The 24559-nt window shown below is 59.1% G+C and carries 26 protein-coding genes; 19 read left to right on the top strand and 7 right to left on the bottom strand.

Features of this window, described 5'->3' with window-relative positions; genetic code table 11:
• Positions 1 to 26 precede the first annotated feature (26 nt).
• The 17 genes from fliF to flhB all read left to right on the top strand — a co-directional run bounded on the left by fliF (position 27) and on the right by flhB (position 14996).
• Positions 27 to 1745 carry a flagellar basal-body MS-ring/collar protein FliF gene (gene fliF / locus ACKPCU_RS15825; protein ID WP_373289748.1) on the top strand — a complete coding sequence of 573 codons (1719 nt, stop codon included), beginning with the start codon at positions 27 to 29 and terminating at the stop codon, positions 1743 to 1745.
• Complete coding sequence (gene fliG, locus ACKPCU_RS15820; RefSeq protein ID WP_321348173.1) at positions 1738 to 2760, top strand: flagellar motor switch protein FliG; 1023 nt, start codon at positions 1738 to 1740, stop codon at positions 2758 to 2760. Before fliF ends, fliG begins: the two co-directional genes overlap by 8 nt.
• Before the next feature lie 72 nt (positions 2761 to 2832).
• Positions 2833 to 3615 (top strand): flagellar assembly protein FliH, encoded by a 783-nt coding sequence (fliH, locus tag ACKPCU_RS15815; RefSeq protein ID WP_321348171.1) that lies wholly within the window; start codon positions 2833 to 2835, stop codon positions 3613 to 3615.
• Positions 3612 to 4964 (top strand): flagellar protein export ATPase FliI, encoded by a 1353-nt coding sequence (gene fliI / locus ACKPCU_RS15810; RefSeq protein ID WP_321348169.1) that lies wholly within the window; start codon positions 3612 to 3614, stop codon positions 4962 to 4964. Before fliH ends, fliI begins: the two co-directional genes overlap by 4 nt.
• Positions 4957 to 5412: a flagellar export protein FliJ gene (gene fliJ / locus ACKPCU_RS15805; protein WP_321348167.1), complete on the top strand. Its 456-nt coding sequence runs from the start codon at positions 4957 to 4959 to the stop codon at positions 5410 to 5412. The genes fliI and fliJ overlap by 8 nt, the downstream gene beginning before the upstream one ends.
• Positions 5413 to 5484: 72 nt before the next feature.
• Positions 5485 to 5790, top strand: coding sequence for an STAS domain-containing protein (locus tag ACKPCU_RS15800; RefSeq protein ID WP_321348165.1), 306 nt, complete (start codon positions 5485 to 5487; stop codon positions 5788 to 5790).
• Positions 5791 to 5792: 2 nt separating this feature from the next.
• Positions 5793 to 7526, top strand: a complete 1734-nt coding sequence (locus ACKPCU_RS15795; RefSeq protein WP_321348164.1) for an ATP-binding SpoIIE family protein phosphatase — start codon at positions 5793 to 5795, stop codon at positions 7524 to 7526.
• 38 nt (positions 7527 to 7564) lie between these two features.
• The gene (locus ACKPCU_RS15790; protein ID WP_321348163.1) at positions 7565 to 7900 is read left to right on the top strand and encodes an Hpt domain-containing protein; all 336 of its coding nucleotides are present in this window, start codon (positions 7565 to 7567) and stop codon (positions 7898 to 7900) included.
• A gap of 90 nt (positions 7901 to 7990) precedes the next feature.
• A complete protein-coding gene (locus ACKPCU_RS15785; RefSeq protein ID WP_321348162.1) occupies positions 7991 to 9418 on the top strand; it encodes a flagellar hook-length control protein FliK in 1428 nt (475 codons plus the stop codon).
• Positions 9419 to 9633: 215 nt separating this feature from the next.
• On the top strand, positions 9634 to 10140 hold the full coding sequence (locus ACKPCU_RS15780; protein WP_104737929.1) for a flagellar basal body-associated FliL family protein: 507 nt from the start codon (positions 9634 to 9636) through the stop codon (positions 10138 to 10140).
• A 9-nt stretch (positions 10141 to 10149) separates the two neighbouring features.
• Positions 10150 to 11121: a flagellar motor switch protein FliM gene (gene fliM / locus ACKPCU_RS15775; RefSeq protein ID WP_104737928.1), complete on the top strand. Its 972-nt coding sequence runs from the start codon at positions 10150 to 10152 to the stop codon at positions 11119 to 11121.
• 34 nt (positions 11122 to 11155) lie between these two features.
• On the top strand, positions 11156 to 11623 hold the full coding sequence (gene fliN, locus ACKPCU_RS15770; protein ID WP_104737927.1) for a flagellar motor switch protein FliN: 468 nt from the start codon (positions 11156 to 11158) through the stop codon (positions 11621 to 11623).
• On the top strand, positions 11623 to 12060 hold the full coding sequence (gene fliO / locus ACKPCU_RS15765) for a flagellar biosynthetic protein FliO (RefSeq protein ID WP_321348159.1): 438 nt from the start codon (positions 11623 to 11625) through the stop codon (positions 12058 to 12060). Before fliN ends, fliO begins: the two co-directional genes overlap by 1 nt.
• Positions 12057 to 12809, top strand: coding sequence for a flagellar type III secretion system pore protein FliP (gene fliP / locus ACKPCU_RS15760; RefSeq protein WP_104737925.1), 753 nt, complete (start codon positions 12057 to 12059; stop codon positions 12807 to 12809). The genes fliO and fliP overlap by 4 nt, the downstream gene beginning before the upstream one ends.
• 11 nt (positions 12810 to 12820) lie before the next feature.
• Positions 12821 to 13090 (top strand): flagellar biosynthesis protein FliQ, encoded by a 270-nt coding sequence (fliQ, locus tag ACKPCU_RS15755; RefSeq protein ID WP_104737924.1) that lies wholly within the window; start codon positions 12821 to 12823, stop codon positions 13088 to 13090.
• Positions 13090 to 13866: a flagellar biosynthetic protein FliR gene (gene fliR / locus ACKPCU_RS15750; protein ID WP_104737923.1), complete on the top strand. Its 777-nt coding sequence runs from the start codon at positions 13090 to 13092 to the stop codon at positions 13864 to 13866. The genes fliQ and fliR overlap by 1 nt, the downstream gene beginning before the upstream one ends.
• A complete protein-coding gene (flhB, locus tag ACKPCU_RS15745) occupies positions 13866 to 14996 on the top strand; it encodes a flagellar biosynthesis protein FlhB (protein WP_104737922.1) in 1131 nt (376 codons plus the stop codon). The genes fliR and flhB overlap by 1 nt, the downstream gene beginning before the upstream one ends.
• A 7-nt stretch (positions 14997 to 15003) precedes the next feature.
• Here flhB and ACKPCU_RS15740 read toward each other — a convergent pair whose 3' ends face one another.
• The gene (locus ACKPCU_RS15740) at positions 15004 to 15951 is read right to left on the bottom strand and encodes a flagellar motor protein MotB (protein WP_407651766.1); all 948 of its coding nucleotides are present in this window, start codon (positions 15949 to 15951) and stop codon (positions 15004 to 15006) included.
• Positions 15951 to 16724 carry a flagellar motor protein PomA gene (gene pomA, locus ACKPCU_RS15735; RefSeq protein WP_104737920.1) on the bottom strand — a complete coding sequence of 258 codons (774 nt, stop codon included), beginning with the start codon at positions 16722 to 16724 and terminating at the stop codon, positions 15951 to 15953. The genes ACKPCU_RS15740 and pomA overlap by 1 nt, the downstream gene beginning before the upstream one ends.
• A 151-nt stretch (positions 16725 to 16875) precedes the next feature.
• Here pomA and ACKPCU_RS15730 point away from each other — a divergent pair, with 151 nt between their 5' ends.
• Positions 16876 to 17592 carry an SIMPL domain-containing protein gene (locus tag ACKPCU_RS15730; protein ID WP_321348154.1) on the top strand — a complete coding sequence of 239 codons (717 nt, stop codon included), beginning with the start codon at positions 16876 to 16878 and terminating at the stop codon, positions 17590 to 17592.
• A gap of 3 nt (positions 17593 to 17595) precedes the next feature.
• Here ACKPCU_RS15730 and ACKPCU_RS15725 read toward each other — a convergent pair whose 3' ends face one another.
• Positions 17596 to 18375: an alpha/beta fold hydrolase gene (locus tag ACKPCU_RS15725; RefSeq protein ID WP_321348152.1), complete on the bottom strand. Its 780-nt coding sequence runs from the start codon at positions 18373 to 18375 to the stop codon at positions 17596 to 17598.
• A gap of 109 nt (positions 18376 to 18484) precedes the next feature.
• Between ACKPCU_RS15725 and ACKPCU_RS15720 the strand changes: the two genes are divergently transcribed.
• Positions 18485 to 19360 (top strand): alpha/beta fold hydrolase, encoded by an 876-nt coding sequence (locus ACKPCU_RS15720; protein ID WP_321348151.1) that lies wholly within the window; start codon positions 18485 to 18487, stop codon positions 19358 to 19360.
• Position 19361: 1 nt separating this feature from the next.
• Here the strand turns inward: ACKPCU_RS15720 and ACKPCU_RS15715 are convergent, their stop codons facing one another.
• From ACKPCU_RS15715 to ectB, 4 genes are all read right to left on the bottom strand, one after another.
• Complete coding sequence (locus tag ACKPCU_RS15715) at positions 19362 to 20942, bottom strand: cation:proton antiporter family protein (RefSeq protein ID WP_321348149.1); 1581 nt, start codon at positions 20940 to 20942, stop codon at positions 19362 to 19364.
• Positions 20943 to 21110: 168 nt separating this feature from the next.
• Positions 21111 to 22541 (bottom strand): aspartate kinase, encoded by a 1431-nt coding sequence (locus ACKPCU_RS15710; protein WP_321348147.1) that lies wholly within the window; start codon positions 22539 to 22541, stop codon positions 21111 to 21113.
• Between the two features lie 317 nt (positions 22542 to 22858).
• Positions 22859 to 23248 carry an ectoine synthase gene (locus ACKPCU_RS15705; RefSeq protein ID WP_104737914.1) on the bottom strand — a complete coding sequence of 130 codons (390 nt, stop codon included), beginning with the start codon at positions 23246 to 23248 and terminating at the stop codon, positions 22859 to 22861.
• Positions 23249 to 23261: 13 nt separating this feature from the next.
• A complete protein-coding gene (gene ectB / locus ACKPCU_RS15700) occupies positions 23262 to 24548 on the bottom strand; it encodes a diaminobutyrate--2-oxoglutarate transaminase (protein WP_321348145.1) in 1287 nt (428 codons plus the stop codon).
• Positions 24549 to 24559: the final 11 nt, after the last annotated feature.

Raw genomic sequence — 24559 nt, 5'->3', positions numbered from 1 at the left:
TTATTTGAGCCTGACCGCCTGAGGAAATGACAATGGATTCCGCCAGCAACACTCCGGCTACCCGTGACCCGCTTGTCGCTGACCGCAAGCCGCTGATGGGGCTGACCTTTCTGGAGAACCTGTCGCAACTGCCGATGCTGCGCCAGTTTGGTTTGCTGGTGGGGTTGGCTGCGAGTGTGGCGATCGGGTTTGCTGTCGTGCTGTGGTCGCAGGAGCCGGAGTATCGGCCGTTGTACAACAGCATGGATGGCTTCGATGCTGGCCAGGTGGTAGAGCTGCTGCAGCAGAGCCGTATCGACTACAAGGTGGAGCCCAACAGCGGCGCGTTGCTGGTTCGCAGTGAGGATCTGGCTGATGCCCGCATGCGCCTTGCCAGCGCCGGCATTTCGCCCACCGACGGCAATGTCGGGTTCGAGATTCTGGATCGTGAGCAAGGGCTGGGCACCAGTCAATTCATGGAAACCACCCGTTACCGTCGCGGCCTGGAAGGGGAGTTGGCCAGGACCATCTCCAGCCTCTATAACGTGAAGGGCGCTCGTGTGCATATCGCCATTCCGCGCTCTACTGTTTTTGTGCGGGATGACCGCAAGCCCAGTGCCTCGGTGTTGCTGGAAATGTATGCCGGTCGCCGCCTCGAGCCGGCTCAGGTAATGGCTATCGTCAATCTGGTGGCAACCAGCGTTCCGGAGCTGGGCAAAGATGAGGTAACGGTTGTCGACCAGAACGGCAATCTGCTCTCCAATCAAAGCGAGCTCAACGAACTCACCGTGGCCGGTCGCCAGTTTGATTACACCCGTCGTCTGGAAGACACCTACACCCGTCGGGTTCACAACATTCTTCAGCCGGTTCTGGGCTCAGGTCGTTACAAGGCCGAAGTCTCTGCTGATGTGGATTTCAGTGCAGTCGAGTCGACCGCCGAAATGTTCAGTCCAGATGCAGCTCTGCGCAGTGAACAAGTTGTCAGCGAAGCGCGTGCCGCCAATGCGGGTCCGCAGGGCGTGCCAGGTGCGCTGTCTAACCAGCCGCCCGGCGCTACTCAGGTGCCGGAGCAGGTGATTGACCCCGCAACCGGTCAGCCAGTAGTGGCAGCGGTACCCCAGGATAAGCGTGAGCAGGCTGTGCGCAACTACGAGCTGGATCGTCAGATCAGCCACACCCGCCAGCAGCAGGGCCGCCTGAAGCGGTTGTCGGTTGCGGTGGTAGTAGATGATCCTGCCCAGGTGGATCCGCAGACCGGTGAGGTCACCCGGACGCCAATCAGTGAGGCCGAGATGGCTCGGCTGACCCGCCTGGTGCAGGATGCGGTCGGTTATGACGCCAGCCGTGGTGACAGCGTCAGTGTCATCAACAGTCCGTTCGTGCCGGAAACCGAGCTGGAACCCCTACCGTCCATCCCATTCTGGGAACAGCCCTGGTTCTGGGACGTTGCCAAGCAGATACTGGGTATTCTATTCGTGCTGGTCCTGGTGTTTGCGGTGTTGCGCCCGGCGCTGAAGAATCTCACTGTCGCAGGCAAAGGTGGCAGTGACGGTTACCCTGCGCTGGCCGGTGGCGGGTATGATGGGATGGATGCTGCTCTGCGAGATGATCAGGTGAGTCTGTCCGGACCGGCTTCCAACCCGGTATTGCTGCCGCCGCCTGGTGCGGGTTATGAGCAGCAGCTCAACGCCATCAAGGGCCTGCTGGCCGAAGACCCGGGCCGGGTGGCGCAAGTCGTGAAAGAGTGGATCAACGCCGATGAGTGAAGAAGCCAGCAAACGCCATGCGAAGATGTCCAAACTGGACAAGGCGGCCATTTTCCTGCTCAGTCTCGGTGAGTCTGATGCTGCGGCGATTCTCAAGCACATGGGCCCCAAGGAGGTTCAGCGGGTCGGTAGCGCGATGGCCGGTATGCGTACGGTTCAGCGTGACCAGGTGCAGGAGGTCATGGGCGATTTCATCGAGGTGGTGGGCGAGCAGACCGGCTTGGGGGTTGGTGCTGACAGCTACATTCGCACCATGCTGACCCAGGCGCTGGGCGAGGATAAGGCAAATGGCCTGGTTGATCGCATTCTGCTGGGTGGCAGCACCTCTGGTCTGGACAGCCTGAAATGGATGGAGCCGCGTGCGGTAGCTGATGTGATCCGTTTCGAGCACCCGCAGATTCAGGCAATCGTTGTCGCGTATCTTGATCCTGACATGGCGGCCGAGGTGGTCGGTTACTTTGATCACAAGGTACGGCTCGACATTTTGTTGCGCGTGGCTGCCCTCAATACGGTGCAGCCTTCGGCACTGAAGGAGCTGAACGAGATTCTCGAGAAGCAGTTCGCTGGTAACTCAAACACCTCGCGGGCCTCTATGGGCGGTGTCAAGCGTACGGCAGATATCATGAACTACCTTGAGTCGAGTGCCGAGTCTCAGCTGATCGAATCGATCCGTGAAGTTGATGAGGACCTGTCCTCGAAGATCGAGGACCTGATGTTTGTCTTCGACAACTTGGCTGATGTGGATGATCGTGGAATTCAGGCGCTGCTGCGTGAGGTGTCTTCCGAAGTGCTGATCGTTGCCCTCAAGGGGGCCGATGAGGCGATCAAGGAGAAAATCTTCCGCAATATGTCCAAGCGTGCGTCGGAGCTGCTGCAGGACGACCTGGAAGCCAAGGGGCCGGTGCGCATCAGCGAAGTGGAGGCAGCGCAGAAGGAAATCCTCACCATTGCGCGCCGCATGGCCGACGCCGGCGAAATTGTGCTGGGCGGCAAGGGCGGCGAAGAGATGATCTGACGAACGCAGCGCGCCGCCGTGTGCGTTTGGCGGTGGTATGCTGGCCGGGTTTTCCAAGCGGGGTAGGGTGTCATGTCGCAGGTCAAGAATGAAAGCGAGCTATTGCGCAGCAGCGAGGTGTCGGCATTCAGTCGCTGGGATCTGCCTAGCTTTGACGCTGAGCCGCATCAGATTGCCCTGGAGCGCGAAACGGAGCCGTCCTCTGAGTCCGCGCCCGACCCGCAGCCTGAAGAAGAGCAGGAGCTTGAGACGGTCAAACCATTCACCGTCGAAGAACTCGAGCAGATTCGTGAAGAAGCCTACAACGAAGGCTTTGCAACCGGTGAGAAAGACGGGTTTCACGCTGGTCAGCTGAAGGGGCAACAGGAAGCCAAGGCCGTTCTGGCCAAGCGCACCGACGAGCTGGACGCGCTAATGGTTCAGTTGATGGCGCCGCTGAAAAAGCAGGACGAGCAGATTGAAGATATGCTGCTGGTGCTGCTTGAGCAGATGCTGCGTGCGGTGCTGCAGCGTGAAATGCAATCGGATCGTGATCAGGTGATGGGCGTGCTGCGCTCGGCACTCAAGGCGCTGCCGGTTGGTGCCGAGAATATCCGTATCTACCTCAATCCACTCGACTTTGACAGCATCAAGGCGCTGCGCGAGCGCCACGAAGAGAGTTGGCGCCTGCTTGAGGATGACCAATTGATGCCCGGTGGGTGTCGCGTCGAAACCGAACACAGCCAGGTTGACGCTACGCTGGAAACCCGGCTGCAGCAATTGATCGAGCAACTCTACGAGCAGCGCCGCGAACAGCGTGCTCATCCGCCAGAGGCGGACTTGCCGATCCCGGACAGCGCGTCGGAGCCGGAATGAACACGCCAGAGCGCATCAGCTTCGCGCGTCGATTGTCTGGCTACCAGCAGGCGCTGCAGTTACCTGCCCAGCCGGTAGTTGAAGGCCGACTGATCCGTATGGTCGGCCTCACGCTTGAAGCAGAGGGATGCAAGGCGCCGGTGGGAAGCCGTTGCCTGGTTATCAGCGACACGTTGCATGGCCAAAGCCAGATTGAGGCCGAAGTCATGGGCTTTGCCGGTAACAAGATTTATCTGATGCCGGTGGATCGACTGGAAGGCATGCAGCCCGGTGCTCGCGTCGTGCCATCGGCCGGCGGCGGCAAGCTGCCGATGGGCTCGGGCATGCTGGGACGCGTGGTGGACGGCATTGGGCGTCCGCTGGACGGCAAGGGCGGCTTCAAGGCCGAAGACTGGGTCGATATCAACGGTCCAACCATCAATCCGCTCAAGCGCCATCCGATCGAGGAACCCCTTGATGTCGGTATCCGTTCGATCAACAGTTTGTTGACGGTTGGCCGCGGCCAGCGGCTTGGTCTGTTTGCCGGCAGCGGCGTCGGCAAGAGTATGTTGCTGGGAATGATGACTCGCTTCACCGATGCCGACATCACCATTGTCGGGCTGGTCGGTGAGCGGGGCCGTGAGGTCAAGGAGTTCATCGAGCAGATCCTTGGCGAAGAGGGGATGGCACGGTCCGTCGTGGTCGCCTCACCGGCCGACGACGCGCCGCTGATGCGTTTGCGTGCGGCGATGTATTGTACGCGCATTGCCGAGTACTTCCGTGATCAGGGCAAGAATGTGCTGCTGTTGATGGACTCGCTCACCCGTTTTGCCCAGGCCCAGCGTGAGATCGCCTTGGCCATTGGCGAGCCGCCGGCGACCAAGGGCTACCCGCCGTCGGTGTTTGCCCGGTTGCCGCAGCTGGTTGAGCGCGCTGGCAACGCTGAACAGGGCGGAGGCTCGATTACTGCGTTTTACACCGTGCTGTCCGAAGGGGACGACCAGCAGGACCCGATAGCCGATGCCTCGCGGGCGATTCTCGACGGTCACGTAGTGCTGTCGAGGCGACTGGCTGAGGAAGGGCACTATCCTGCCATCGACATTGAAGCGTCGATCAGTCGTGCGATGCCGCAGATCGTATCGCAGGACTATTTGCAGAAGGCGCAGCTGTTCAAGCAGCTATATGCGCGTTATCAGCAGAGCCGCGACCTGATCAGCGTTGGCGCCTATGCCGCCGGGTCCGATCCGTTGACAGACAAGGCGCTGGAGAAGATGCCGTCGATGCAGGGTTTTTTGTGCCAGGGATTGCACGAAAGTGTCTCGCTACCCGACAGCCAAGCTGGGCTGGAACAGATTCTGACTAATGAGTGAAGAGCGGATTCGCCGCCTTGCTCCGGTGCTGGATATGGCGCTGGAGGAGGAGCGTAAGGCTGCCACAGTGCTTGGTCAGTGTCAGAAGCAATTCCAGGACGCCGAAGTTCGCCTGCGTGACCTGGAATACTATTGCAGCGAATACGCCAAAGGCTGGACCCAACGTGGAGCCCAAGGGGTCGGGCGAGACTGGTTGATGAACTACCAGCGCTTTATGGCCCAGATGGAGGTGGCCATTGATCAGCAGCGTCAGACTGTGCGCTGGCATGGCGAGAGCATCGAGCGCGCGCGGGACAACTGGCGGCAGCGTTACCAGCGCCTGGAGGCGCTACGCAAACTGATCGAAAAATACCGCCAGGAAGCTCAAGCCAGAGCTGATCGTCAGGAGCAAAAGCTGCTTGATGAATTGTCTCAGCGTGCCCACTCGCAACGGGCAAATAATTCCTGACAGTCGTCCGAGGCTGTGCTAAAACGAGAAGTAATACGTCTCTTGTAGCGCGACACCTGACAGGGAGAAAACATGTCGATTCAGGCGTCAATGTCCAGCGATAGCCAGGTACTGACCATCAGTGTAAATGGGCGCTTTGACTTCGGCGCGCATCAGGACTTCCGTAATGCTTACGAGCGCAGTGGCCTGACGCCGAGCCAGTATGTCGTTGACCTTCAGGATACTGACTATATCGATAGCTCCGCGCTGGGCATGTTGCTGCTGCTGCGGGATCACGCCGGCGGTGATGCAGCCGATATTCGCATCGTCCACTGCAACCCGGACGTGCGCAAGGTCCTGAGTATCTCCAATTTCGAACAGCTGTTCTGTATCGAGTAACCATGACCAACACCAGCCCGAGCAGCGCACGCGCCGAGCAGGGCGCGCAGCCGTTGTTGGTGCTGGTTGCCGATGACAATCCTGCTGACCGGATGATCCTCGGGCGTCTGGTTGAGCGGCTCGGGCATCGTGTTTGCCAGGCCGAGCATGGCCAGCAGGCCGTTGAGCTATTCGTTCAGCAGTCTCCCGATATTGTCCTGCTTGATGCCCTGATGCCGACCATGGACGGCTTTGAGGCTGCTCGCCAGATTAAGTTGCACGCCGGGGAAGATCTGGTCCCGATTATTTTCCTCACCAGCCTGACCGAGACCGGAGCCCTGGTGAAATGCCTCGAGGCCGGGGGCGACGACTTTCTCACCAAACCCTACAATCCGGTGATTCTGGAGGCCAAGATTCGCGCCTTCAGACGAATGCGCGAGATGCACCAAACGTTGCAGAGCCAGCGTGATGTGATCGCCGGGCAGCACGCCGGGTTACTGCGTGATCAGGAGCTGGCCAAGATCGTCTTCGATCGGGTCGCCCATGCCGGGGCGCTGGATGACGCCTGCCTGCGGTATCTGCAGTCAGCCTATGCCATGTTTAACGGCGATATTCTGTTGGCAGCCCACCGTCCCTCTGGCGAAATGCATCTGCTGCTCGGTGATTTCACCGGGCACGGTCTGTCGGCCGCCATCGGGGCGATGCCGCTGGCAGAGGTCTTCTATGCCATGACGGCCAAGGGTTTCGCCCTGCGGGATATTCTGCTGGAGCTTAACGCCAAGCTCAGCAACATTCTGCCGGTCGGCATTTTCTGCTGCGCGGTGCTGATTGAACTCAATCCGGCCAAGGGGTTGGTTGAGATCTGGAACGGTGGTCTGCCAGAAGTGGTGATCCTCGGACGAGAGGGCCAACTGCTTCAGCGGGCCGCGTCGACCAACCTGCCGTTGGGCGTTGCCAGCCGGGTTCGCTTCAATCCCGAACCGGTGGTTATGGTGATGCATCCGGGTGAGCGTTTGTTGTGCTGGACTGACGGTGTCATCGAGTGCCGCAACGCGGCCGGTGAACAGTTTGGTGAGGACGGCGTATTGCAGGCAGTTGCCGCCCACGCGGGTCGCCCCGACGCCTTGTTTGACGGCCTGCTGGATGCGTTGGAGCGCTTTCATGGTAGCCCTGAAGACGACATCAGCCTGCTGCAGGTAGTGATGCCCTCGCGGGACCTGTCGCCACCGATACCGCCGGCCTCCTTGGGGACGGCAGCGCAGGGCGGACATGACTGGCAGCTGAACTACACCTATCGGGCCAATGCCATTCGTGAACAGAACCCACTGCCCTTTTTGTTGCAGACGCTGCTCTCGATTCCGGGGCTGCGCTGCCGTGCCGGGAGCCTGTTCACGGTACTGAGTGAACTCTACAGCAATGCACTGGAGCACGGTCTGCTCAACCTGCAGTCTGCGTGGAAGCAGGACTCTGACGGTTTCGCGCTTTACTATCAGGAGCGGAGTGCGCGACTCAGGACGCTTGATGACGGGTGGATTCGGTTTTCGCTGGACCATCAGCCAGTTGCAGATGGCGGGCGACTGGTGATCGAGTGCGAAGACAGTGGTGCCGGGTTCTCGGCCGTCAGTGCGTCTGCTGACTATGCCGGGCGTGGGCTGGCGTTGATCAGAGCGCTCGCTGACGAAGTGAGCTTCAGTGCACAGGGAAGCCTGGTCAGGGTGGTCTTCCATTGGTCGCTTGGGCATACTGCTGGGCAATGACAGTTGACTCAGCTTCCGCTGATAAGGACCTCCGCGCGATGGCAGATCGCAAGCCAGATATGGATCTGAATGTGCAGCAGGGGCTGCGTGAGTTGATGCAGGACGATTACGCGCTACTGCTAGAAACCTTTCTTGCTGATGCGGACAACCGGTTGCGTCAATTGCACGACGCTCTTGGCAAAGACGATATGGATGCGTTCCGCCAGGCCGCGCACAGCTTCAAGGGCAGCTGTGGCAATATGGGCGCGCTGGCGCTCGAGCAAGCCTGCCTTGAGGCTGAAGGTGCAGGTGTTGCGGGCGACCGCCAGGCTGCGAGCGTGCTGCTCGCTGATATTGAGCAGGCATTTACACGCCTCAAACCGCTGCTCGGTTGATTCTTTCCTCCTTTCTTTTTCAGATTGGCCCGTCGTTTGCAGATATTCCCCTGAATCATTGGCCAAGCCTTTTCAGGTGGAGATTACATCATGCCAATCGGGCAGAATCTGATGGCGCTTTTTGGCGCTGACTTTCCCCGTGACAGTTTTGCCGGTGTTGCTTCCGGCGGCAGCAAGGGCGCAAGCTCCGGCGCCGTAGCAGCGTTCTCGGCCATTCTTGCCGAGCAGACGCCAGAGGACCTTGATGCTCTGATGCAGCGGCTTGCCGAGGTAACCAGCGACGTCGACGCAACCCTGCCGCTGCCCTCGTTGATTGCCGCGGACGGCAAGGAATTGCCGGGTAGCATGCAAGGCTGGTTTCAACAGCTCGCGCAGGTGATGGGGAGCGTTGATGGTGATCGCGCCGAGGGCGTGACGCCCGGCGAGGGCGAGGACGTGGCGGGGCTTGATGCCGATGACCCGGACAGCATTCTGGCCGGTATTAGCCAGCAGTGGCAGCAATGGCTGGCTCGGCTGCCGAGCGATGGCGAGCCCTCGGCGGAAGAGGGGGGTGACGAGTCCTTGACGGCCGACAGTAATCCGGCGGTTGCGGCGTTGGCCGCCATTGATGCCGCGGCAAAGGCAGCCGCGGCGGAGGCTGGGGCGGACGACGTTCTGGCTAGTGGTGGTGGGCGCGGCACGACTGTTGCTGATCTGGCTGCCCAGTTACGCGCAATTTTGCGTGGTGAAGCCCAAGCAAACGCTAATGCTGATGGCCAAGCGACTGCGCGTGATGGGAGCGCCAAGTCGGCAGATGCGGCTGTTGCGCAGGTTGATGCCAACCAGCGCCAGACGCAGGCGGACGTTCAACAGCAACGCGCAATGCAGTCTGGCGCTACTGAACAGCCGATTCCGGTTGGCAAACTGATTGAACAGCTGGAGTCGCGTCTTGCTGCGCGTGCCAGCAGTCTGGATAGCAATGCTATTGATGACGGTAAAGGCGCGGCGGCAGCTCAGGTGCAGAGCAACGGACAGGTGGCGATGACGGCGCGGCCGGTGACTGGCGCCACCCAGACGCTGGGGGTGCCGATGGGGCAATCCGGCTGGAGTGAGGCGGTAGTCAACAAGGTGATGTGGATGTCCAGTCAGAACGTCAAATCGGTTGAGATTCAGCTGGACCCGGCAGAGCTGGGGCCGCTGGAAATCAAGATTCAGACTCGCGGCCAGGAACATCAGGTGCAGTTCGTGAGTCAGCACGCTGGCGTGCGTGATGCGCTGGAAGGGCAGATGCACCGGCTGCGTGATATGTTCACCCAGCAGGGAGCCTCACTGGTTGACGTCAATGTGTCGGACGGCTCGGCGGAAGGGCGTCAGTCGCAGGGCAGTTTCGCCGGGCTGGCTGATCAGGGCGGCGGTCGTGGTGATGGTGGTAATACTCCCGGGCGGATGGATGGTAGTGACGATGCGCTTGCCAGCGACCCGGCTGCAGTGTTGCAGACCCGGCTGACCGCCGCTCGGCTGGTTGATTACTACGCCTGATCCGGCGGCTTTCCTGCGTTCCTGCCGGGGCAGTATCAACTGCCCCGGATCTCTGCGCCCAACTCGGGCGGCAAAAGACATTTTTCCTGCAAGTCAGTATCCTATGGAGACTGCCAGTGAATCGGGCAGGGCTGTATGCTGCCGAGTTGCTGGCACGCAGAATGCATACACCTCCTTGAACAGCGGCTGAAAAGCCTAATTGACGGAATATTGGCATGGCGAAGCAAGCGCAACCTGTTGAAGACGACGCGCAGGAAAAGCCGGCGAAAAGCCGCAAGAAACTTTTTATCCTGATTGGTGTTGGCCTGTTGGCGCTGCTGATTTCAGCGGGCGGCGTGGCCTATTTCCTGCTCAGTGGCGACGACGCCCCGGTTGAGGAAGTCGCGGCTGAGCCGGTCAAGCAGGAGGCAATCTACCAGCCGCTGGATCCGGCGTTTGTCGTCAACTACGCCGTTTCTGGCCGGCAGCGTTATATGCAGGTCAGTGTGGTATTGATGGGTCGCGATGCGGCTGGCATGGCTAAACTCAATCAGCACCTTCCGCTGATTCGCAATCAGTTGGTCATGTTATTTGGCAGTGAAGAGTTTGAGGCGTTGACGACGGCTGAAGGCAAGCAGGCTTTGCGTGACAAGGCGACCCTCGCGGTTAAGGCGTTGCTTGAGAAGGAAGTAGGCGACCCCGTCATCGAGTCGGTGCTGTTTACCAACATGGTTCTTCAATAGGAGATACCGATGGCTGTACAGGATCTGCTGTCCCAGGATGAGATCGATGCCCTTCTGCATGGGGTGGATGATGGCGCCATTGATACCGATCTGGACAGTGACCCCGGTTCGATCAAAAGCTATGACCTGACCAGCCAGGATCGTATCGTGCGTGGGCGCATGCCGACGCTGGAGATGATCAACGAACGCTTTGCCCGCTATACCCGGATCAGCATGTTCAATCTGATGCGTCGCTCTGCCGATGTGGCGGTCGGCGGCGTGCAGGTCATGAAGTTCGGTGAGTACGTGCATACCCTGTACGTACCGACCAGCCTCAACCTGGTCAAGATGAAGCCATTGCGCGGTACGGCCCTGTTCATTCTGGATGCCAAGCTGGTGTTCAAGCTGGTTGACAACTTCTTCGGTGGTGACGGTCGCCATGCCAAGATCGAGGGGCGCGAGTTCACCCCAACCGAGCTGCGTGTTGTGCGCATGGTGCTCGATCAGGCATTTGTCGATCTGAAGGAGGCCTGGCAGGCGGTTCACGACGTGCAGTTCGAGTACGTCAATTCTGAGGTGAATCCCGCCCTGGCGAATATTGTTAGCCCGAGCGAAGTGGTTGTGGTGTCCACGTTCCATATCGAGCTTGATGGTGGCGGCGGTGATCTGCACGTCACCATGCCGTATTCGATGATCGAGCCGTTGCGCGAAGTGCTGGATTCGGGCGTGCAGTCAGATGTCGATGAGCATGACGAGCGCTGGGTACGCGCACTCCGTGAAGAGATCACAGGGGTCAAGGTTCCGCTCAACGCGACCGTGGTAAAAACCCAGCTCAAGCTGAAGGACCTGCTGAGTATGCAGCCGGGTGATGTGATTCCAGTCGAGATGCCTGACTATATGGTGCTCTGTGCCAACGGCGTGCCAACGTTCAAGAGCAAGCTGGGCTCAGTCAAGGGCAATCTGGCGCTGCAGATTCTCGGGCCGCTCGCGCGACCGCGCTGATCGACCATAACAATCAATGACAGGGGACAGCGAGATGGCTGACGACAACAAACCCGACGAAATCAGCCCGGAAGAGCAAGCGCTGGCTGACGAGTGGGCGGCTGCGCTGGACGAAGCCGGTGACGCTAATCAGGACGACATCGATGCGATGCTGGAGCAGACTAGCGCGCAGCCACGCATGCAGATGGAAGAGTTCGATGCGCCTGCGCGTACCGGTGGCGAGGATATGGACCCCGGCGATAGCCCGAACCTGGACGTGATTCTGGATATTCCGGTCACTATCTCGATGGAGGTGGGGAATACCGAGATCACCATTCGCAACCTGCTTCAGCTCAATCAGGGCTCGGTGGTCGAACTGGATCGGCTGGCGGGCGAGCCGCTGGATGTGAAGGTCAATGGTACGTTGATTGCGCATGGTGAAGTGGTGGTGGTGAACGAGAAGTTCGGTATTCGCCTGACTGACGTCATCAGTCCTTCTGAACGCATCAAGAAGCTGCGTTGATGCGGGGGCTGATGCTGGCGTTGCTGCTGGTCCTGCCAGTCGGCGTGAATGCGCAAAGTGGCGAGCCGGCGGCAGCGGCAATGAACAACGTCGGTGGCGGCTCGCTCGCGTTGCAGCTGGCACAGCTGGCGCTGGGGCTCGGCTTCGTGGTCGGGCTGATTGTCTTGCTGGGCTGGTTGTTGCGCCGGGTCGGGCCGCTGGCCGCCCAGGGTGGGCAACACATTCGTCTGGTCAGCAGCTTGCCGCTCGGGCCGCGCGACCGCCTGCTGCTGGTTGATGTTGGTGGCAAGCAGATGCTGCTGGGGGCTTCGCCGGGGCGGATCAACACGTTACATGTATTTGATCAGCCGGTGGCTGACCTCAATGCGGCTGTAGCCGGCAACAGCGATTTCGCGCGCAAGTTGCAAGCCTTGTTGAAAAGGGAAGATCAGTCATGATGCGCTGGCTCGGACTTTTGCTGGTGCTGCTGGCACCGTCGGTACTGGCTCAGACGGCAGCGGACCCGCTCAGCTTGCCAGCCATCACCTTGAGCACGGATAGCGAAGGTCAGCAGACCTATTCGGTCAGCCTGCAGGTGCTGCTGCTGATGTCTGCGCTGACCTTCATTCCGGCATTCGTGATGATGATGACCAGCTTCACCCGGATCATCATTGTCTTTGCCATTCTGCGTCAGGCCCTGGGGTTGCAACAGACACCGTCCAGTCAGGTTCTGATCGGTCTTGCGCTATTTCTCACCCTGTTCATCATGGCGCCGGTATTCAGCAAGATCAACGAGGCGGCGCTGCAGCCGTATCTCAACGAGCAGATGCAGCCGCAGGAGGCCTTGCAGGCCGCGAGCCTGCCGTTGCGTGAATTCATGCTGGCGCAAACCCGCGAAACCGACCTTGAGCTCTTTGTACGTCTGGCCAAGCGCACCGATCTGACCGGCCCGGATGACGTGCCTTTCCACATTCTGGTGCCGGCGTTTGTGACTTCCGAGCTGAAGACGGCCTTTCAAATCGGTTTCATGATCTTTATTCCATTTCTGGTGATTGACTTGGTGGTGGCCAGCGTCCTGATGGCGATGGGTATGATGATGCTGTCACCACTGATCATTTCGTTGCCGTTCAAGATCATGCTGTTTGTGCTGGTGGATGGCTGGGCGCTGATCATTGGCACCCTGGCTGCCAGCTTCGCTGTTCCCTAGGAGGGCTGCAGATGACTCCCGAAGTGGCAGTAGGATTGTTCAGTCAAGCGCTGTGGCTTACCGCTGTGGTCGTTGCCATTGTGGTCATGCCAAGCCTGATTGTGGGCCTGATCGTCGCGATGTTTCAGGCCGCCACGCAGATCAACGAGCAGACACTGAGCTTCCTGCCGCGTTTGCTGATTACCTTTGTCACGCTGATCTGGCTTGGCCCTTGGTTGGCGGCGCAGATGATCGAGTTTACCGATAACCTCTATCGCCAGATCCCGGGATTGATTGGCTGATGATCGAACTGTCCAGCGCCGAAATCAGTCGCTGGGTAGCGAGCTACCTGTGGGTGCTGTTTCGTATTGCGTCCCTGCTGATGACGATGCCGGTAATCGGTACGCAGCTACTGCCAACACGGGTACGTCTTTATTTTGCCCTTGCCCTGACTATGCTGATCGCTCCGCAGGTCGGCGAGGTGCCGATGCTGGATGCATTGTCGTTGCGTACCTGGGTGGTGATTGGCGAGCAGATTTTGATCGGAGCTGCTATGGGGTTTTCCCTGCAGCTGCTGTTCCAGATCCACGTGCTGGCGGGCCAGATCATTGCTATGCAGATGGGGCTCGGTTTCGCGTCCATGAACGACCCGACCACGGGGATCTCGGTGGCGGTGGTGGCGCAGGTTTTTACCATGCTGGTCACCTTGCTGTTCCTGGCCATGAATGGACATCTGGTTGTGCTGGAAGTCCTGACTGAAAGCTTCACTACCTTGCCGGTTGGTGAGAGCCTGGGGCGGTTGGATTTCCAAGCGCTGGTGTTGCGCTTCTCGTGGGTGCTGGCTGCCGCGATTTTGATTGGTCTGCCGGCGATTACGGCGCTGCTGATCGTCAATATTTCCTTTGGTGTGATGATGCGCGCGGCACCGCAGCTGAATATTTTCTCCATCGGTTTCCCGCTGACGCTGGTATTTGGTCTATTCATCATGTGGGTTCTGATGGGTAACGTGCCGGGGCAGTATCAGGAACTCGCCGCCGATGCACTGATCTGGCTACGTGGACTGGTGAGGGCGAGCTGATGGCAGAATCAGACAGCGGTCAGGAACGCACAGAGGAGCCCACGGGCAAGCGACTTAAAGAGTCGCGCGACAAAGGCCAGGTTGCTCGATCACGCGAGCTCAATACGTTGGCCGTGGTGATGGCGGCGGCGATTGGCTTGCTGATGCTTGGGCCGGGCATGGTCCAGAAGCTCATGGACATCATGATTTTCAACTTCGCCCTGGAGCGCGAGTCGCTGTACGGCACCGACGCCATGGGGCTGCACCTGTTTGCATCCCTGCGTGAGGGGCTTGAAGTGCTTGGCCCGCTGTTTGGAGTGCTGCTGGTGGCCTCCATTGTCGGGCCTATCCTGCTCGGCGGCTGGTTGTTCAGTGCCAGTTCGCTGGCTCCCAAGTTTGAGCGCATGGACCCGCTGGCGGGCCTCAAGCGGATGTTTTCGGTCAAGGCGCTGGTTGAGTTGCTCAAGGCACTGGCCAAGTTCCTTGTGGTCCTTGGTGTGGCGCTGGTTGTGCTGCAATTACGCACCGAAGACCTGCTCAGCATGGCCAATGAGCCGTTGTCGGCAGCGATCATCCATTGTGCCTGGGTGTTGGGCTCGTCCTTGCTGATTCTGTCCTGTTCGCTGATTCTGATTGCCGCTGTGGATGCGCCGTTCCAGCTATGGGATCACAAGCAGAAATTGCGTATGACCAAGCAGGAGGTCAAGGACGAATACAAGGACTCGGAGGGCAAGCCCGAGGTCAAGTCGCGTATTCGACAGCTGCAGCGCGAGATGGCGGAGCGTCGGATGATGAGCAATGTGCCGCAGGCCGACGTTATCATTACCAACCCGACCCATTTCGCTGTAGCGCTGAAATATGATCCGATGGCTTCCGGTGCGCCGGTGCTTTTGGCGAAGGGTGCTGATTTTGTCGCCCAGCGTATTCGCGAGGTGGCGAACGAGAACGAAATTATCATCCTGGAATCACCGCCATTGGCCCGGGCGGTGTATTACAGCACCGAGATCGACCATGAAATTCCGTCCGGTCTCTATCTCGCGGTGGCGCAGGTCCTGGCGTACGTATTCCAGTTACGCCAGTACCGCGCGGGTCAGGGCAAGCGGCCGGGGCCGATGCCTGATCCGAATATTCCCGACGATCTCAAGCACTGACCCTGTTTCAGGGCGCAGTGGGAGGCGGGCTGTCGGGCGGCGGCTCGCTGGATGAGGGGGCGTTATGGAGCTCGAGATCCTGAATCAGGTCACCCAGGTCTTCCTCCATCAGACGACGCAGCTCTGCTTCGTATTCTTCTATCGAGCCTGACAGGTCAAGAATGATCTCGACCCGGCGGTTAAGCGCACGGGTTTCCGGCCACTCATTGCTGGCACGAGGGCGGGTCTCGGCGTAGCCCTGTACCCGCATACGCTCCGGCTTGATAGTATCGTTGAGCAGCAGGGCGTTGGCGACCGATGAGGCGCGCGCTGCGGAGAGGTCCCAGTTGGACTGGAAGCGGTTGGTGTGGATCGGAATGTTATCCGTGTGTCCCTCGATGGTGATTTCGCCCGGCAGCTTGGCCAGTACTTCGGCAATACGGTCCAGCATGTCGCGAAAATCGTCGGTCATGTCAGCCGAGCCGGAAGGGAAGGAGCCCTTCTCCTCTACCCGAATGATGATCCGCTTGCGGTCGTGTTCCAGTTGCAGTCGGCCCTGCGCCAATTCGTTTTCCAGTACGTCACGCAGGGCGTCCATGCTGGTATCGATCTGTTCTTTGGTGGTTTGCTGAACCTGCTGCTGGACGTCTGCTTCCATTTCCTCGCGCAGGGTATCCAGCTTTGGATCCTGTTCGGTGGTCTGCTGGCGCACGCTATCGACGGGGGTGGGTTCGGGCTTGCCCGGTGAGAACTTGTCGAAAATCGGACTGGTACCCATCGGGATGTCCAGCGCGGGCACATCGCGCTGTACGCCAAAGGCGGCTGATAGTTCGCCGGCGATCTGCTTGAACTTCTGCGCGTCGATTTCGGAGAATGACAGCAGCAGCACGAAGAAGCACATCAGCAGCGACATCAGATCGGCGAAGGTCATGACCCATGCGGGGATGCCGGGGCTGTCGTCTTCCTGCTCTTCCATCAGCCTTCCTTCGCCTCGTCGTTCGCCTTGCTGCGTTTATCGGCAGGCAGGTAGCTGCTCAGCAGTTGTTCGATAACACGGGGGTTGGTGCCTTCCTGAATTGCCAGAATGGCGTCGATCCACAGTGATTGCATGCGTGCTTCTTCGGTCATGCGCAGGGCCAGCTTGTCGGCGATTGGTAGGCAGACCATGGTTGCCAGCATCGCGCCGTACAGCGTGGTGAGCAGCGCGACTGCCATGGCCGGACCAATAGACTTCGGGTCTTCCATGTTGGACAGCATCTGAACCAGGCCGATCAGCGTACCGATCATGCCCATCGCCGGGCCCACGTCACCCAGCGCAGAAAAAATCTTCGCCCCCCAGCGGTTGCGTTCCATGGTCAGCACCCGCTCCTTTTCGAGGATAGCCTTGACGGTTTCCTGCGGATGGCCGTCGATCAGCAACTGAATACCACTGGCGAGGAACGGGGAGGCGATTTCCTTTTCTTCAAGGGCCAGCAACCCGGACTTGCGGGCGATGGTGGCGAGTTCAACCAGCTCGTTGATGCTGGTTTCGGTATCGGGGAGCTTGAAACGAAAGGCTCGGCCTGCAACTTTAATGGCGCCAATAAATTGACCAACATTGAATTTGGCAAGCACCACAAACAGGCTGCCACCAAAAACGATCAGCATTGATGGCACATTGAAGAACACCTGGGCACCAGTGCCCAGCAGAATGGATGCAGCGATGATGCCGAGTGCGCCGATCAGGCCAATCAGGGTTGCGAGATCCAAACGGGGACTCCTGGGATGTATTGCGACGGGGTGGACAGCAATGGGTGCCCGCGCTCGGGCTATAGCGGCTATTCTAAGTTGGATAGCCAATATTGCAAACGTCAGATGCATTTAGGATAGTCGGATATTCACCAGGTTTCGAGGAGATGTCATGGCGGTTTTCAGTCGTGTTTCGCTGTGGTCAGTGGTAGCGGCGGCCTTGGTAGCGGGAGGGCTTGCGTTTATCGGGGTCAGTCTGAAAACCGGGCTGCTGGAGTTTCGTGGCGCCGACCGGGTTGTCAGTGTCAAAGGATTGGCAGAGCGTCAGGTGCCGGCGGATCTGGCACTGTGGCCGATCAATTTCAGCGTTACCGGCGACAGTCTGGACCGTCTGCAGGACGATGTTGAACATCAGCAGGGGTTGGTGCGTTCGTTTTTACTGCTCAAGGGGTTCGAGGAAAAGGACATTCAGCTTTCGATGCCCAAGATAGTCGATCAGCATGCCAACAGCTATGGTGCCAACCTTCCGCCCGAGCGCTATCGCGCGGAAGTTACTGTGCTGGTTCGCACCGCCGATGTTGATGGCGTCAAGGCGGGCATGCAGTCGGTCGGCGAACTGGTCAAGTCAGGGGTTGCACTGACCCAGAGCTACGAGTTTCAACCCACCTTTCTCTTCACCCAGCTTGATGCGATCAAGCCCGATATGATTGCAGATGCGACCCGTGATGCCCGTGCGGCGGCGGATCAGTTTGCCCGCGACTCCGGGGCTTCTGTCGGCAGTATTCGTCGTGCTTCCCAGGGCTATTTCTCAATCGACGATGTGGACCCGTTTACTCCGGAAGTGAAGCGCATCCGCGTTGTCACCAACATTGATTACAGTTTGGAGTAGGGGTTAACCCGGTGCGTGTCTGCGGACAAAATCGCTGATCGTCCGGGGCCAGTGCTGCAGGTCGTTTGCGTCGCTGATGATCTGCAGCTCGGCCAGGGGCAACGCCGTGGCCAATTGCTCTGCGGTTTCCAGCGGATGGATCGGGTCATCGCGCCAGGCAAGAATCAGCGTTGGCACTTCCAGCTGCTGCAGCGCGCTCACAGCAGGCAGGTCGCAGGCGCAGGCGGCGTCGAGTATTGCCATTAGTGAGTCTGCACGCATGCCGCTCAGGGCCCGCAGTGACGCGCTTGCGTGATCAGGATGGGCTTGCAGCAGCCAGTTGGGCAGAGCTGGGTTCTGTGACGCTAGCCTGAGCAGGCTGGCAATGCCGCGTTGTTCAATGAGGCGTTGCATCTGCCGGTAGCGGCGTACCTGACTCGGTCTCGTTTGCCAGGCCGTCGGCGGCGTCGCCAGAATCAGGCAGGAAGTTAGTTCAGGCTGTTTCAACGCCGCGAGCAGGGCGCTGGCGGACCCCATCGAGTGCCCCCCCAGGGCGCGCGGTGTTGTGGCGTGTTCACTGGCGATCCCGAGCATGTCGTCCGCCTGGCTCGTCCAGAGATAGGCTGAACTGGCGGTTCCCCCCGGTGATTGGCCATGTCCGCGTGCGTCATAGCGTATCCGGCGTATGCCGTCTTCCTGAGCCGGGTGAAACCAGCCGGTGGTGTCTTCGAACGCCATCGAAAGCATCAAGCCGTGCGCCCAGATCAGCGAGGGGCCTGAGCCGGATACTGTTGTCTTCAGCATGTAGGTGTCATCATCAAGGCCGAATTGCCAGATTAACAGACGGGTATGCCGCTGACAGCCGCAAAGGGGCGAATTAGACTGGCTGACTTGTTTTTTGGGGAGTTGCTGAATGGATTTGTTGGCCTGGGCTCACGAAAGCAGTGCTGGTTTCACCTTGCGCGGTTGGCATAGCCAGCCGAGTGGTAAACCGGTTCTGCACTTTTTGCACGGCAATGGTTTTTGCACCCGGACCTACGAACCGATGCTGGCGTTACTGGTTGAAGACTTCGATCTCTGGCTGTGCGACCTGCAGGGCCATGGTCAGAGCGATCATGGTGGCCGCTTCGTTGGCTGGAACCGCAATGCGGAGCTGGCTGCAGAGGCATTTTCCGAGCAGGGCAAGGTGTTCGGTGACGCGCCGCGGATGGCATGCGGGCACAGCTTTGGCGGGGTTTTGACTGCCTTGATCATGGCTCGCCAACCGGACCTGTTTCTGCGCACGGTACTGCTTGATCCGGTGTTCTTTCCGCCGGGGCTGATTGCATTGCGGCGTGGTCTCGGGCTATTTGGCTTGCACGATCATCCGGCGGCAAAACGTGCTGCTGCGCGTCGGGACTACTGGCCAGACCGCACAGCGGCGCATGCCGGGCTGCACAACCGAGGCATGTTTAAGGGCTGGGACGAGACGGCCTTTGAGGCACATATTGCTCATGCGTTGCGTGACCGGGAGGCGGGCGGGGTGGAGCTGTGCTGCCGGCCGAGTCGCGAGGCTGAGGTATTTCGTACGATGCCGTCGGCACTGTGGTCGTCATTACGGCGGTTAACGACCCCGACGCAGATCGTCTATGGTGATCGCACCTATCCGTTTGTCGGGCGTGCAGTGCGTCGTCTGGCCGCCAGCAATCGCCATGTGACAGCGCATCAGACGGCGGGCGGTCACTGCTTTATGCTGGAGCACCCGGCCAGCGCCGCTGCCGCGGTACGCGCACAACTGCTGGGGGTGTAGGTCAGGCCCGCTTGGCCTGCTCGGTAAGCAGCGTGCTGCGTTCCTGGATGCTTCTGGCCACGTGCTCTGCTAAGCCGGTGCCTGCTTCGCTCATGGTCAGGTAGGTGTGATCGGCGCCTGCCTGAATAATGCGCCGCGCGATATCCTCGTACATGGCATGCGAGACAATTAGGCCGTCGAAGCCGCGACCGCGCAAGTTGTGGACGGTAATCGTCTTCGCCTCGGCATCGTTCATGGCGAGGATCACCGAGTGAATGTTCGGCATATCCAGGTTCTGCCAGAACACCGGGTCTTCGGCGTCAGCGAACAGGGCCTGTCGGCCTGACGCCAGGCTGCCCTCAACGGCGACGGGGTCGGAGTCGAGGCCGATGACGCGGTAGCCTTTCTCCGACAGGTTGTCATAGGCGGCGCGGCCGGTGCGGCCCAGCCCCATGATCAGTATCTGTGCATCGCCCAGGGTGATTGGCTGTTCGTCCGGGTGGCGAATATCCCGCTCAAAGCGAGTCAACAGCGGCGCTATGTATTCATAAATGCTGTGCACGATGCGGTTGAGCGGTGCGGAAATGACAAAGGAAAAGGCAACCGTTAGCGCCAGTGGTATCAGCCACTCAGGCAGCACCAGGCTAGCCATGATCAGGCCGAACTCGCTGTAGTTGGTAAGAGTAAGGCTGCTGAGAAAGGCACTGCGTGCGCGTAGCTTGAAACCGGTGAACAGAAAGAAGAACAGGGCGGTTTTCAGCGGTAGCAGCAGAGTCAATGCCAGCGCAAACAGGATGGCGTGTTGATCCGGCAGGCCGCCCAAGCCAATCTGGAGAAAGAAGCCAACCAGAAAGACTTCCTTCAGGCTCCAAAGTGACTGCGACAGCTCACCAGCGCGTTTGTGGTTGGCCAGCATGGCGCCAAATGCGAGTGCGCCCAGCTCGGAGCTTAAGCCCAGTGCTTCGAAACCGGCACCGCCGACTACCAGTGCCAGTAACAGGCCGAGCAGTACCATCAGCTCCTCTCGGCCACTCAAATCCAGCAGCTTGAACAGTAGCGGGCGGCATAGTGGCAGGATCAGTACCATCAGAGCCCACCCGGAAGGTGTCTGGCCGCTGGCAATGCTGATCGCCACTAGGGCGATCAGATCCTGCATGATCAATACGCCGATCGCAACCCGGCCATGGAAGGCGCGTAGCTCGCGTTTGCTCTCTAGCACCTTGGCTGCCAGTACGGTACTGGAAAACGACAGTGCCATTGCCAGCAGTACGGCCTGCTTGACCGGCATATCAAGAAAGAATATGAACGCCGGCAGAAACAGGGCAGTAGATAGGCCAAAGTGCAGCAAGCTGCCGCCGATGACTTCTGGTCGGGCGAGGTTCTTAAGTTTGAGTTTGAGGCCGACCGTAAATAGCAGGAGCAGCACGCCGAGATGGGCGATGTGATTGAGAACGTAGCTGTCTTCGGGGCCTACACCGACGCGTTCGCCAAGCGCAGAGAGTGCAAAGCCGGCACCAAGGTAGCCGATCAGGGGAGGGAGGCCGACCTGCTTGAACAGCAGGCCCAAGCCGAAGGCAAAGGCAATCCAGACCGCTTCAATCACAACCGCATTCCATTTTTTGTGTGGGGATGCCCCCAGTCATGGCCGCGCTGTGCGGCCTCCTCTGGCCAAACTATATAGAACTCGGCGCGGCTTTGCCGAGTGTGCGGAGCCAAAATGCACAAACCCGGCAGTTGCCGGGTTTGTGCTGATGCGTCAACGAGGCGCCAATCAGGCGGCGACGATCACATCGCCGTGATTCTCCGGCTCGATCAGTGCGCGGTGTAGCGCAGCAATCGCGGCGTCATAGTCCTCTTCCTGAACTACGCATTGCATCTCGACCTGGCGGATCGACTGGTGCACTGCCTGGATGCTAATGCCAGCTTCGGCCAGGGCAGCCACAGTCTTGGCCAGAATACCTTTGACCTTGAGGTCCGAGCCGATCGCTGAAACGATAGCGACGTTATGCACGTTGACCTCGGCCATCGGGTAGCGCTCTTCGATTAGGCGTGAGGCGCGGTTGATCATCTTGCGTGACGCCGAGACGTAATAGGTAATGCTGTTGGCATCTGAGTCCTTGTTCACCACGTACAGCTTGAGCTTTCTCAGCAGCTTGGTGATCTCCAGATCGTATTCAACGTCGCCCAGCATCTCCTGGTCGAAGACTTCGATGCCAAATACGTCTTTACGGCCGGCGATGATCTCGACGCAGGGCTTCTCACTGCAATAGTCCTGGCTGATCAGTGTGCCACCGTGATCCGGCTCGAAGGCATTCTTGATGCGCAGGTGGATGCCTGCGCGGCGCAAGGTACGCGCGGCTTTGGGGTGAATCGCTTCCATGCCGAGATTGGAGAGCTGGTCGGCCACGTCATAGTTGGTACGCCCGATGGTAACCACTTTGTCCACTCCGACCAATGTCGGATCGGCGCTGGATAGATGGTATTCCTTGTGAATGATGGCTTCACTGGCGCCGGTGGTTGCCGCGATCTGGGCGAATGTGATCTCGCTGTAGCCGCGGTCGAAGGTGCTCATCAGACCTTCGCTGCAGTGGGTATAACCAGTCGCAACAACCAGTTCTTTATTCAAGTCGATACCGTCAAAGCTGTCGCGAACCATTTCCTGAAAGGTTTTCGGCTCGCGTTGGTTCCAGCCGGTCAGGTCGGCCAGTCGAGCGTTTATGCCCTTTTTCTTCAGCGCCAGCACGGTATTGAAGGCGCTGTGAGCCTCACCCAGCGAAGCCAGCATTTCGCGGACCTTCATCAGGTGTTCGGTCAGCTGGAAGTGGCCGTAGGAACACAGTTGCTGCAGGCTAACCATGCAGTCGCGAACGTCGCTGATGCGGCCTTCAATGAAACGGTTGGCGGCTTGCAGTTCGTATTCGCCCTGGAACAGTTCAGCGTTTTTGGCGGTCATGGCCTGCTGGACGTTGTCCAGGGCTTCCAGCCAGGCGTCTTCGTTGTGGGCGTCGGCGAAGCGCTCATACACACCGGGCTCGCCGGTTTTCTTGTGTTCGAGCAGCATGTTGGTCATGCCTGAATAGGCAGAGACCACAAAAATGCGCTGGTACAGCTCAGCACCCTGACGTTGGCCAATGAAAATGTTCTGCAGTACTTCCTCGAAGCGGCTCATTGAAGTGCCGCCGATCTTCTCTACTGTATGCATGGTCCTGGTTTCTGTCGTTGGTGAATGCTGTCCTGCCATTGGCAGGTCGGAGCCTCATGCTCCGCCGCGAACGCCGGCCGTTAATTGCCCTTTTGGGCGTAGCCGGCAGATTATCCACATCAAGCTGCCGTCGGAATAGATGTCTGAGTGAATCTATTTGTTGCATTTGACGCGCGGTGTGTGGGACGCGGTCACTGTCTTTGTGAGCCGCTGCCGGAGTCGATACCTGTTTCAGGGTGACTCCGGCCAGCGTGCCCCTGAGTGCGGTTGTCTCCTGTCTGGAGAGCGTTCAGGTCACGCGGCGGCGTAGGCATGACTCAGTCCATATCAACCGGGTAAACGCCGTCTTTGTCATGAACTTCCTTGCCGCTCAGTGGCGGGTTGAAGACACAGGCCATCTTCATGTCTTCGCTGCCACCACGCAGCATGTGCTCGTCATGCTTGTCGAGGATGTAGAGCGTGCCTGGACGGATCTGGTACACCTTGCCGTCGGACAGGGTCTCGATCTCGCCGTTGCCACTCATGCAGTAGACCGACTCCAAATGGTTCTTGTAATGGATGTGGGTCTCTTTGTTGGCATAAATGGTGGTGATGTGAAACGAGAACCCCATGTTGTCGTCCTTGAGCAGCATCCGGGTGCTTTCCCAGGTCTCGGTGGCGACACGGCGCTCGGAGTTTTCACAGTCTTGCAGTGTACGTACGATCATGAATTCGGGTTCCTTACGAAGCTTGGTTGGCTACCTGTTCTGCCATGACTTTGGCAAAGGCGGCATCGAGAATTTTCAGGGCCTTGTCGATCTGCTCTTCGGTGATGGTCAGCGGGCACAGGCATTTGACTACCTGGCTATGGTTGCCGCTGGTTTCGATCACCAGACCGTTGGCGAAGGCTTCCTTGCAGATCGCGGCTGCGATGTCGCCGTCCGGGCAGTTGATACCGATCATCATGCCGCGACCTTTGACATAGAGAGAGTCGGGGCCGTGCTTGCGGACAATCTTCTGCATGCCTTCGCGGATGCGCTGGCCCTTGGCCTGAACGCTCTTGGCGAAGCTGTCGTCCGACCAGAAATGCTCGATGGCGGTGGCTGCGGTAACAAACGCGTGGTTGTTGCCGCGGAAGGTGCCGTTGTGTTCACCCGGTTTCCACTGGTCAAGCTCGTTGCGCATGACGACGATGGCAAACGGCAGACCGAAGCCGCTCAGCGACTTGGACAGAGTGATGATATCTGGCTTGATGCCCATCTCTTCAAAGCTGAAGAAGGTGCCGGTACGGCCGCAGCCTGCCTGAATGTCGTCAACAATCAGCAGCATTTCGTGCTTGCGGCACAGCTTCTCCAGTTTGCGCATCCATTCGGCCGATGCGGTGTTCAGGCCGCCTTCGCCCTGGACGACTTCTACGATCACGGCGGCAGGCTTATCGATGCCACTGCTCGGGTCACTGAGCATCTTGTCCATCATGGAGATGGTATTGACCTTGTCGCCGAAGTAGTTGGCGTAGGGCATACGGCTGATGTCGGTCAGCGGTACGCCAGCAGCGCCACGGTGATGGCCGTTACCTGTGGCTGCCAGTGCACCGATGGTGCAGCCGTGGAAGCCGTTGGTGAAGCTGATCACGTTGCTGCGGCCGGTCACTTTGCGGGCCAATTTCAGGGCCGCTTCAACGGCGTTGGCGCCGGTCGGGCCGCTGAACTGGACCTTGTACTTGTCCAGGCCGCGTGGCTGCAGAATCACTCGTTTGAAGGTTTCCAGGAAGCGCTCTTTGGCTTCGGAGTACATGTCCAGTCCGTGTGTCAGACCGTCATCTTCCAGATACTGGATCAGCGCCTTCTTCAGGACCGGGTTGTTGTGCCCGTAGTTCAGGGTGCCAGCACCGGCGAGAAAGTCGATGTAATGCTTGCCTTCACGGGTGATTAACTCTGCGCCGCGGGCCTGTTTGAAAATCACCGGGAACGAGCGGCAGTAGCTGCGAATATCCGATTCGTTTTTTTCGAACTGTTCAAAGGTATTCATGAAATCTCCTG

Source organism: Halopseudomonas oceani (assembly GCF_963677335.1).
Taxonomy (GTDB): Bacteria; Pseudomonadota; Gammaproteobacteria; order Pseudomonadales; family Pseudomonadaceae; genus Halopseudomonas; species Halopseudomonas oceani.
The sequence above is the reverse complement of the archived record's forward strand: the minus strand, read 5'-3'. Positions and strand labels throughout refer to the sequence as shown.